The 10902-nt window shown below is 63.3% G+C and carries 9 protein-coding genes; 6 read left to right on the top strand and 3 right to left on the bottom strand.

Annotated features, from left to right (window positions below):
• A partial coding sequence (locus tag GY725_14720; protein ID MCP4005443.1) for a MerR family DNA-binding protein occupies nucleotides 1-479 on the top strand: 479 nt, incomplete at its 5' end.
• A gap of 40 nt (nucleotides 480-519) precedes the next feature.
• Here GY725_14720 and GY725_14715 read toward each other — a convergent pair.
• A complete protein-coding gene (locus GY725_14715) occupies nucleotides 520-1374 on the bottom strand; it encodes an LLM class F420-dependent oxidoreductase (protein MCP4005442.1) in 855 nt (284 codons plus the stop codon).
• Nucleotides 1375-1564: 190 nt separating this feature from the next.
• Between GY725_14715 and hemH the strand changes: the two genes are divergently transcribed.
• The 3 genes from hemH to nth are packed head-to-tail and all read left to right on the top strand — an operon-like array spanning nucleotide 1565 to nucleotide 3703.
• Nucleotides 1565-2617, top strand: a complete 1053-nt coding sequence (gene hemH / locus GY725_14710; GenBank protein MCP4005441.1) for a ferrochelatase — start codon at nucleotides 1565-1567, stop codon at nucleotides 2615-2617.
• 10 nt (nucleotides 2618-2627) lie between these two features.
• Nucleotides 2628-2996 (top strand): cupin, encoded by a 369-nt coding sequence (locus GY725_14705; GenBank protein ID MCP4005440.1) that lies wholly within the window; start codon nucleotides 2628-2630, stop codon nucleotides 2994-2996.
• Nucleotides 2993-3703, top strand: a complete 711-nt coding sequence (gene nth, locus GY725_14700) for an endonuclease III (protein MCP4005439.1) — start codon at nucleotides 2993-2995, stop codon at nucleotides 3701-3703. The genes GY725_14705 and nth overlap by 4 nt, the downstream gene beginning before the upstream one ends.
• Here nth and GY725_14695 read toward each other — a convergent pair.
• Complete coding sequence (locus tag GY725_14695) at nucleotides 3645-6194, bottom strand: DUF3516 domain-containing protein (GenBank protein ID MCP4005438.1); 2550 nt, start codon at nucleotides 6192-6194, stop codon at nucleotides 3645-3647. The genes nth and GY725_14695 overlap by 59 nt on opposite strands.
• Nucleotides 6187-7224 carry a GTP-binding protein gene (locus tag GY725_14690; protein MCP4005437.1) on the bottom strand — a complete coding sequence of 346 codons (1038 nt, stop codon included), beginning with the start codon at nucleotides 7222-7224 and terminating at the stop codon, nucleotides 6187-6189. The genes GY725_14695 and GY725_14690 overlap by 8 nt, the downstream gene beginning before the upstream one ends.
• Between GY725_14690 and GY725_14685 the strand changes: the two genes are divergently transcribed.
• Entirely contained in the window at nucleotides 7223-10123 is a 2901-nt protein-coding gene (locus GY725_14685; GenBank protein MCP4005436.1) for a DEAD/DEAH box helicase, read from the top strand. The two genes, GY725_14690 and GY725_14685, sit on opposite strands and share 2 nt — an antisense overlap.
• Nucleotides 10124-10150: 27 nt before the next feature.
• Entirely contained in the window at nucleotides 10151-10897 is a 747-nt protein-coding gene (locus GY725_14680) for a lytic transglycosylase domain-containing protein (GenBank protein ID MCP4005435.1), read from the top strand.
• Nucleotides 10898-10902 lie beyond the last annotated feature (5 nt).

Below are 10902 nucleotides of genomic sequence, written 5' to 3'. Positions count from 1 at the left end.
TGCTTCGCGCCTCGGGACGCTCGGCAAAAGGCTATCGACTCTACAGCGAAGAGGACGCCCGGCGACTGGAACAGATCTGCCGGTATCGAGAGACAGGGATTCCCCTGGATGACATCAAACATCTGCTCGAAGCCCCGGGGACGCGCCTGGTCGAGATCCTCGAGCGACGCCTGGGCGATCTGAATTCCGAAATCCAGCGACTCCAGGAGCAGCAGCGTATGGTCGTCGGACTGCTGGAGAACCACGGTCGACTCGGCCGCGTGCGCGTCATGAATCGCGAGCGTTGGATTTCCCTGCTGGCGGCCTCGGGTTTCAACGAGGAAGACATGCGGCGCTGGCACGCAGAGTTCGAACGCGCCGCACCCCGGAAGCACAAGGAGTTTCTGGAAGTCCTGTGCTTCTCGGACAAGGAAATCCGCAGCATCCGCGCGCGAGCCAGAGCCCTGAGCCGTCGTGTGGCAAAGGGCGCACGTCGCTAACGCGAAGCTTCACGAGAGTCCGCAAGCGGACACGGGGCTTCTACAGCTTGGCGATGGCGTTGCCCAGTTCGCCCAGTCCCTTCTTGACCCCTTCGGGATCGAAGGCCGGTGGTCCGAGTACCAGGCGCGACACTCCCATGTCTTCAAAGCGCTTGATCTGATCCAGATCGAATCCCGCCGGGAAACCCGTCGTGAGTTCGATCTCGGAGGGATCGCGGCCGATCTCGGCGCACTCTGCGTTCAGCACCTCGAGCAGTCTCGGCATATCATCGGGATTGACCGGGAAGAAACCGTCGCCGTAGCGTGCGGCTCGGCGGGCCGCGCCCTTCACGTGTCCTCCGATGTGGATCGGTACGCGACCGCCCGGAGGCTTGGGATTGGACTCCAGTTCGTCCCACTGATAGTGCTTGCCGTCGAAGCTCGATGTGCCTTCGGACCAGAGCGAACGAATGGCCTGAATCGACTCCTCGGTTCGGCTGGCGCGCTCTTCAAAGGGAATGCCCAACACGTCGAATTCGTCTTTCATCCAGCCGATTCCAACACCTAGCATCACTCTTCCCTTCGAGAGCGTATCGAGCGTCGCCACCTCTTTGGCCACGTAGGCGGGATGTCGCTGCGGAAGGATCAGGATGCCGGTCGCCAGCTTGATCTTGCTCGTGACCGCAGCCGCATAGCTCAACCAGATGAGCGGATCGGGAATGGGCGAGTTCTCCGGACCGGGCATGCGCCCGTCTTTGCTATAGGGGTACTTCGACTTGTAACCCTTGGGCACGACGACGTGCTCCACAGTCCAAAGCGATTCGACACCCGCCTGCTCAGCGCTCTGCACCAGATTGACCAGGTGGTCGGGCTGTCCGAAGAACGCCACGTTGGCGAACATGAGTCCGATCTTCATTTGAGGAGTTCCTTTTCCGCTGAGAGTCACCGAGAGTCGGCGTCGCGCACTTCGATTCGGGCGCAAACTCCGGATTGGGAGGTTTTCCGTCGGACAGAAGGACAGGAATCGGCTGCTGAGTCAAACGGTGCCGCATCCGGAGTCCTGCCCACCCGGTGGACAAACCGCTCGGGAAAGACAATCTAGACGTATGAGCGAATCGGAGACGAAGATCGGGGTTCTGCTGGTAAACCTGGGAACCCCGCGCTCGCCCGGTACCGCCGACGTACGCCGCTATCTGCGCGAGTTCCTGAGCGATCCGGCGGTGATCGATACCTCGGCCGCGACTCGCTGGCTGCTGGTCAATACGATCATCGCGCCGTTTCGCGCCCCCCGTTCCGCGGCACTGTACCGCTCGATCTGGGGTGCAGGCGGCCGGCCCGAAGACTCTCCACTTCTCGCTCACGGTCTCGCGTTGCGCGGCGAAGTCGCGCGCCAACTCGGCGAGACTCATCAGGTCGAACTGGCCATGCGCTACGGCGAGCCTTCGATCGAAGCGGCGCTGGAGAGACTGGCTGGATCCGAGCTGTCTCGGATCGTGCTGGTTCCGCTGTTTCCGCAGTACGCGTCTTCATCGTCGGGCTCGACGATCGCGCGTGTGTTCCAGCTGGTGAAACAGTGGCCGGAACTCCCAGGCATCGACGCGATTGAGGACTTCTTTGTCGAACCGGGCTGGATCGGAGCGTTGGCGGCGGTGAGCGAACCCGCTCTGGAGAGTTTTTCGCCCGATCACGTGCTGATGAGCTACCACGGTCTGCCCGAACGGCAGATCCGCAAGCTCGACGTCGCCGGGAAGCACTGCCTGGAACGCGAGGATTGTTGCGATTCTGTGCGGGCCCCGAACCGGCGTTGTTATCGCGCCCAGTGCTACGCAACATCGCGCGCACTCGCCGCGAAGCTCGGCCTGTCAGACGATGATTATTCGGTCGCATTCCAATCCAGGCTAGGTCGCGCTGCCTGGATCCGGCCCTACACCGATGAAACGCTGCCGCGGCTGGCGGCGCGGGGCGTGAAGCGGCTCGCCGTGCTCTGCCCATCGTTTGTCGCCGACTGCCTCGAGACACTCGAGGAGATCGGAATGCGCGCGCGCCAGCAGTGGCTCGACGCCGGAGGCGAAGCCCTGCGAACCATCCCCTGCGTGAATGAAGACGAACGCTGGGCGATCGGACTCGCGCAGATGGTACGATCGCGCGGACAAGCCTGAGGAGCGCAGCGTGCCGAAACTGATTCAAGAGCCTACGACGATCGAAGCAGCGGGCGAAATTCCCAAGCGCATCGACGAGTACGTAGGCCGGGTCAATACGAAAGAAGCGGGCCTGAGCATCGCCCATATGCGCTCACCTGCCGGTTGGAGTGAACCCGGACAGCGACCGGAGTTCGTCGAGTACAGCATCGTCCTCGCCGGCTGCATACGCGTTGAACACGAAGATGGGGAATTCGAAGCACGAGCCGGCCAGGCCATCGTCTGCCAGCCGGGCGAGTGGGTGCGTTACAGCACGCCGGGTCCGGAAGGGGCCGAGTACCTGGCCGTGTGCCTGCCCGCTTTCTCGCCCGATACTGTGAATCGAGACCCGGAAACATGACGCGCCAGGAGAAGGCCCAGCGCATCGCGACTCTCCTCGAGCAGCTCTACGAGGATCCGCCGATCCCACTGGACCACGTCGACTCGTACACCTTGTTGATCGCTGTACTGCTCTCCGCGCAGTGCACGGATGTGCGAGTGAACCAGGTCACACCGACCCTTTTCGCCAACGCGAGCACACCGCAGCAGATGGTCGAACTCAGCGTCGATAAGATCCGCGAAATCATCAAGCCGTGCGGACTGTCCCCACAGAAGTCGAAGGCAATCCACGGGCTTTCGCAGATCCTGATCGAAACGCACGCCGGAAACGTGCCGCAGAGCTTCGAAGAACTGGAGGCGTTGCCCGGAGTGGGGCACAAGACTGCGAGCGTGGTCATGAGTCAGTGCTTCGGCCTGCCCGCCTTTCCGGTCGACACGCACATCCACCGCCTGGCAGAACGCTGGGGTCTATCCGACGGACGAAATGTCGAACAGACAGAACGCGATCTGAAGAAGCTGTTCCCGCAACAGAGCTGGAACAAACTGCACTTGCAGATCATCTACTTCGGACGCGAACACTGCCCCGCACGCGGGCACGATCTGGCTGCCTGTCCGATCTGCAGTTGGGCGGCGACGAAGAAGCGCATCGCCGAACAGAGTGCGAAGCCTACTAAGTCCCGATCCGGGTCAGGCACACGATCGGCCCCTCGGGCGTCGACTCGCCGCTGAGATCGACCTCGCCTTCGAGACACCAGAAGTTGTCGCCTTCGGGATCGAGCAGGCGCTGAGTTACCTGCCAGCGCCGAGGCCCATCATCGCGGATCAGTGTGAACTCCGATAACCGGGCGCGCTGATCGAACACGATCTGGTCGTACTCTTCGTAGAAAGGCGCAAGCGTACGACTCATGCGCGGCCCGTCCCAGGGCTCATCGTCGGGAGAGCGGATCACCAGCGCGGCTTCTTCCCAGTCGCGCTCGGCCAGCGCGCGCACGCATTGATGAAGCTCCGCGCGTATGCGCGCCTTGAGCGCGCGCGCATCCTTCGCCAGATCGTACTCCTGGCGCGCTGGCTGCTCGCTCGATGCGGGAGTCGCAGAACCGGGATCGATCAGATTCTGCCACTCGGACATCAAACTCGAATCGATGCGTTCGATCATGGTGCGGAAGAACGCGAGCATGTCCCAGACTTCCTGTGTCTTCGAAACCTCGGGAACCGTCTGCGAGAGCGTGTTGTACACCTGGGTGAGGTAGCGCAGTAGCAGGCCTTCGATGCGCTGCAGACCGTAGTACGTGGTGTAGTAGCTGAAACTGAAGTAGCCCTCGTAGATCTCTCGCGCAATCGACTTCGGTCGCACATCGTCGTGACCTACCCAGCGGTGTTTCTCCGCGAAATAGTCGAAGTTCTGGTAGATGAACTCCCGACTGGGCTGCGGCGGTTCGACTTCGTCGAGCAATCGCACGCGCTCCTCGAAAGGCACTCGCTCCGCCTTCAATTGGGCCATGAGATCGCGTTTGATCCGATCCATCTGCGCGTAGAGGATCGCATTGGGATTCTCGAGGATCGCCTCGACCAGGCTCATGACCTCGAGCGCGTACTCCTCGGGGGTTTCGGCTTCGATCGCGTTGATCGCATCCACCACGAACAGTGAAAGCGAGTGGTGCATGGAGAAGTCCCATTGCAGATCTTCGTTCACACGCAGGCGCCGCTGCCCGGTGTCATCGTCCACGATGATCTGAACGATACCCGCGCTGCGGATGGAGCGGAACAGCGCGGCCGCCGAGCGCCGAAGCGCGTGCTTGCGCGAAGCAGTCTCGTGGGTCGAGTCGATCAACTCGATCAGCACCCGATAACTGCTAGATGGATCGGAACTCTCTTCTTCGCGCCGGAACAGGCTGACCAGCGTGCTGTGGCTGAGGCGGAAATTCGAACGCAGAGGTTCCGGATCGCGGTCAATCAGCGACTGGAACGTACCCCGATTCCAGGCCACGAAACCTCTGGGAGCTTTCGCGGGCGAGGACTTCTTCTTGCCCTTGCGACGCTGCCGCTGAGCTTCGATCAGGTGCGCGGGAGCCTGGCACACCACGCTGCCCAGATCGTCGTAGCCCTTGCGCCCTGCACGTCCCGAGATCTGCTTGAACTCGCGTACCCGCAGGATGCCAGCCCTGCGTCCGTCGAATTTCGACAGCTTCGAGAACACGACCGTCCGGATCGGGATGTTCACGCCGACGCCAAGCGTATCGGTTCCGCAGATCACCTTGAGCAGACCGGATTGCGAGAGCTGTTCGACCAGCAGGCGGTAGCGCGGCAGCAGACCCGCGTGGTGAATACCGATCCCCGATTGCAGGAAACGACGCATGTCCTTGCCGTACGAGGTGTCAAACGCAAACGAGTCGATCTGCTCGCGAATCAGCGCCTTTTCTTCCTTGGTGCAGATCTTCAGGCTGGTGAGACCCTGAGCCAGTTCCGCGCACTCCCGTTGCGTGAAGTTGACCACGTAGACGGGAAATTTCCCCGACTCCAAGAGTCCCTCGATGGTTTCCTGAAGGGGGGTTTCGCAATACGCGTAGTCCAGAGGAACGGGGCGTTCACTCGAATCAATCCGCGCCACTTCGACTCCCGTGCGGCGCTCGAGATCCTCGCGGATCTGGCTCATTTCGCCGAGCGTCGCCGACATCAGCAGAAAATGCGTATCCGGCAGGCAGAGCAGGGGGATCTGCCACGCCGCACCGCGATGCGGATCCGCGTAGTAGTGGAACTCGTCCATGATCACGTAAGGCGCCTGAAGCTGTGCGCCTTGACGCAATGCCATGTTCGCCAGCACCTCTGCGGTGCAGCAGATGACCGGAGCGGCCGAGTTGATGCTCGCGTCTCCGGTCAACATACCGACGTTCTCGGCACCGAAATCACGACACAGGGCGAAGAACTTCTCGCTCGCGAGCGCTTTAGTAGGCGAGGTATAAAAAGAACGCTTGCCCTCACACAGACCCTTGAAGTGCACGGCCTGCGCGACCAGCGACTTTCCCGATCCGGTCGGTGTGTTCAGGATCAGGTGGCGCCCTGCCATGATCTCGAGAAACGCCGATTCCTGAGCCGGGTACGGTTCCAGACCCTGCTCGATCACCCAGTCGAGGAAGGCGTCCAGAATCTGATCCGGCGACATACCTCCGATCCGCGTGATGCGATCCATCAGACCAGTTTCGGCGGCTGCGGCCTCAGCCATCGCGGGTGCTTCCGTGCACGACGCCGGGGCCGGCACCGCGTCGAATCACGACCAGGCGACCCATCAACGGCGCCGGCGGTGTCCGATCCGGCTCGATGAACTCGATACGCGCGCCGACACCCTGCACGAGACGAAGACCGCGATCGGTTTCCACGAAACCCTTGACGCGCAGCGCACCCATGTCTTCGAGACGCGCCGCCAGAGCGTCTTCGTCGCCTCCCGACTCGATCGATAGGATCTCCGTCTCGAAAACCTCGTGGGCATGCGGACGCGGGTCAGCGGCATTGGCGCGCCGTTCGGCGCGGGCCTCATCGATATCTGGCGGGAACAAGAGATCGGGATCGATCTGGCCGCGCACAGTGCGGATGATCGGCGCTTCGGGTTCGAACTCCCGCAAGCACGCTTCGACCTCGACGAGCTGCTCCTCATCGAGCAGGTCGACTTTGTTCAGCAGGATGAGATCCGCCGAACTTACCTGGTCTTCGAAGGTCCCCTGCAGGTCGCGTCGCTGCGCCACCTGTTCGGCGTTGACCACGACCAGCGCCACGTCATCGCCGATCCACTCGTCGATCGGCGTGCGATAGAAGTTCAACTGCGTGTCGTAGGGCAGTGCAACCCCCGAGGTTTCGACGATTACGCGATCGGGCGAAACGCGCTTGCGCAACATCTCGAGCGTATCGACCAGCTCATCGGAGAGCTGGCAGCAAACACAACCGCCTTCGAGTTCCACGTACGACTCGCCCGCTTCTCCGAGTAGGGCCTGGTCGATTCCCAGCTCTCCGAACTCATTGGAAACGACCGCCACACGCTCACCGCTGCGCTGGGCGTCCTCGAGTAGCGCGCGCACCAGGGTCGTCTTCCCGGAGCCCAGAAAGCCGGAAACCACCAGCGCTGGAATGCGCCGCATCGAAGTCGTGCTCGAATCTGCCAAAGGACGCGACATGATGCCGAATGAGCGAGAGCCGCGCCGGGCCAGCGCGCGAAACGGCGTGGCGAGGTCGCCGGGGCTCGAGTAGCCTCCGCGCCCCATGCAGGCCCTTTTTGAGACAATACGCGACGCCTGCGGACCTGGAATCTGGTCGCGCGGGATCGAACTCGCCCGCCAGGAGGCGGTCGAGGGCGAGAGTGCGAGCGACGAGATGATCGTCGTGCGTGTGACGACCCGTGGTGGCCTGCTAGCTCCGCGTGTACAGCTGTTTCCGGACGACGAAGAATGGGATTGCGACTGTGATGGCAACGACGATCCCTGTGACCACGTGGCCGCCGCGGTCATCGCCTTGCGACAGGCGCGCCAGGCGGGAAATGCCCTGCCCGTTTCGAGTCGGCCGACCGCGCGGATCGGTTATCGATTGACCCGCCGCAGCGGCGGCCTGCACTTCGACCGCGTAGCGGTCATCGAAGAACGCGAGGTCCCACTCGAAGGCTCCCTGGTCGCCATCGCCGCGGGCAAGATCGACGGCCCCGACTTCGCAGCCTCCGAAGCCGATCGCAAGCTCGAGAACTTCCTGGGCAGCCGACTCTCCGGTGTGTTTCCCCATACCGCCCTGCCCCAGCTTCTGCGCGCACTGCGGGCTTGTGACGATGTTCGGCTGGATGGTGAAAAGGTATCGCTCTCGCTCGAACCCGTCGGTGCAGTCGGCGTCGTCGAAGATCGCGGCGATGGCTTCGCACTGTCCGTGATGCGCGATCCCGCGATCACAGAGGTATTTGGCAATGGCGTCGCCCTGTGCGGAGAAGTGCTGCGACCGCTGGCCGATGCCCGCATCAGCCAGCGCGAACGCGAGCGCTGGCTCGAAGGCGAGTATTTCTCTCCGGACCGCGCGGCCCTGCTCGTCGCCGAAGTCATACCGCGACTTCAGGAGCGCATCCCTGTAGAAGTGCGCAGCGAACGACTTCCCCGCACCACGCGCGTTCCTCCGAGGCTCCTGGTCGATGTGGGCCGCGAGGCGGATTCTCTCACCGTCGAAGCTCAGATCGTATACGGCGATCCACCGGGCGCGCGCATCGAGAGCGGAGAACTGATCGCACTCCAGGGACCGGTGCCATTGCGCGACGAAGTCGCCGAGGGTCGTCTGCAACGCACGCTGCGAAAGGAGCTGGGGCTCAGCCCCGGCCAGGGCGTCCAGCTCCACGACCGCGAAGCCATCGAGTTCGCGCAGCGCCTGCGCGAGTTCTCCGGAGAACTGCGCGGCGATGCCCATCGCGACTACTTTGAATCGGCTGATCTCGAAGTGCGATTGTCGTCGGATCCCGGAAGCTTCGACCTGGAATTCGTGCCCGATGGAGCCACCGCCAATCGAGTTTCCAGTTCAGCGGTCATGGCAGCCTGGCAGGCCGGACGCGCGATGGTGGCGTTGGAAGCCGGAGGCTTCGCCCCCCTGCCGGTGGACTGGCTGGAACGCTACGGGCGTCAGGTGGCCGATCTCCTGGCCGCGCGCGACGCCTCGGGATCACTCGCCAATTCCGCGTTACCCGACCTCGCGCGACTCTGCGCCGAACTCGAACTGCCTCCCCCTCCGGGTCTCGAGGGATTGCGAGCACTGCTCGAAGATTTCGACGGCCTGCCGGAAGCCAGCCTACCGACGGATCTGCACGCGGAACTGCGCGGCTACCAGACGCTGGGCGTGAACTGGCTGATGTTCCTGCGCCAGGCCGGCCTGGGCGGACTGCTGGCCGACGATATGGGTCTGGGCAAGACGCTTCAGGCGCTGTGCGCAATACAGGGCCGCAGCCTGGTCGTGGCTCCGACCAGCGTGCTCTTCGGCTGGGCCGAGCAGGCGCGCATGTTTCGACCGGATCTGAAGATCTGCATGTACCACGGCCCCGGTCGCGAACTGGATCCCGACGCGGACCTCACCCTGACCAGCTACGCACTTCTGCGACTCGATATCGATGCGCTCGCGGCGGTTTCCTGGAACACCGCCATCCTGGATGAGGCTCAGGCGATCAAGAATCCCAGCGGCCAGGTAGCGCGAGCCGCCTATCGGCTGCGCGCCGACTTCCGCGTCACACTTACCGGCACCCCGGTCGAGAACCGACTGGAAGAGCTCTGGAGTCAACTCCATTTCCTGAATCCGGGCATGCTCGGAACGCGAGAAGATTTCCGTCGCCGTTATGCGCGCCCGATCGCCGCAGCCGAACCCGGTGCGGCCGCGCATCTGCGGAGTCGCATTCGCCCCTTCGTCCTACGTCGGCTCAAACGCGATGTTGCACCGGAACTGCCCCCGCGCACCGAGGTCGTCCTGCACTGCGAGCTCGACGAGAGCGAACGCGCCGTGTACGACGGAGCACGCGCGGCAACCCGCGACGACGTCATCGCAAAGCTGAACGCCGGAGGCGGTGTGATTCAGGCACTCGAAGCGCTATTGCGCCTGCGTCAGGCGGCCTGTCATTCCGGCCTCGTGCCGGGCCAGGAAGCCGCGGGTTCTTCGAAGATCGAGGTCCTGCTCCGCGCTCTCGAAGAGGCGACCTCTGAAGGACACAAGGCGCTGGTTTTCTCCCAGTGGACCGGCTTGCTCGATCGCGTCGAACCCCATCTGAGACAGCAAGACATCGCGTTCACACGCCTTGACGGGAGCACGCGAGATCGGGCGGGTGTCGTGGAGAGTTTTCAATCGAAAGACGGCCCACCTGTGCTCTTGATCTCGTTGCGGGCGGGCGGAACCGGCTTGAACTTGACCGCAGCCGATCACGTTTTCCTGCTCGATCCGTGGTGGAATCCGGCCGTCGAAGCCCAGGCGGCCGATCGCGCTCATCGCATTGGGCAGGAAAATCCTGTATCGGTGTTTCGCCTCGTGGCGCGAAACACAGTGGAAGAACGAATCCTGGCGCTCCAGTCCCACAAGCGAGGACTGGCCGAGGCGGCATTGGGCGCGGCTGACCGCACGGCGTCGATTACAAGGGATGAACTGCTCGCGCTGCTCGACTGAACGAGGGCCGCGCCGATAAGAGGCGGCATGAATTCCAGGCGAATCTTCACGGGGCGGGCGCTGCGCCCCGCAGTGCTCCTTCTACTGCTGAGCGGCGGTTGTCAGAGTCTGTCGTCATTCGACGGCCCCGCGCTGACACAACCGGTCCCGGAATCCGTTCTGGCGTTTGCGAGTCCCGCGACCGGCGAGTTCACGGCCCCGCTCGTCGAAACCGAACCGGTGCACAAAATCCAGGAGAGGATGCCCGGCGGCGATTCTTCGACCCTTCCGGATCCGCGCCCACTTCTTTCCCGGATTCTGTCCGAGCGCGCGCGCCACATCCGAGCCGCCGAACGCGCGGAGATGGTCGAGGCCCTGGCCGCGGCAGGTGAAGATCCCCCTCTGGACCCGTTCCTGATTCTGGGCGTGATCGAACAAGAGAGCCGCTTCCGACCCAATGCGGAGGGACCCCACGGATCACTCGGCCTGATGCAGGTACGGCCCTTCGTCGGTGAGGGTGTTGCCCGGCGCATCGCCCTGCCCTGGCGGGGCGCCGAGACCCTGTTCGATCCCTCGGCGAACCTGCGCATCGGCATCGCCTATCTGAAGCAGGTCGTCGAGATGTACGGGGACGAGGAACTGGCACTGGCCGCGTACAACATGGGCCCCTATCGCTTGCGCCGCATGCTGCAACGCGGCGCCTTCCCGCGCGGGACGTACTCCGGAAAGGTCTACGAGCACCGGGACACCTTCAAAGGCCGCTACACCGAACCGGTCGCCGCCGCGCTACGCTAGATCCG

The sequence above is a fragment of the bacterium genome (assembly GCA_024226335.1).
GTDB lineage: Bacteria > Myxococcota_A > UBA9160 > SZUA-336 > SZUA-336 > JAAELY01.
The sequence above is the reverse complement of the archived record's forward strand: the minus strand, read 5'-3'. Positions and strand labels throughout refer to the sequence as shown.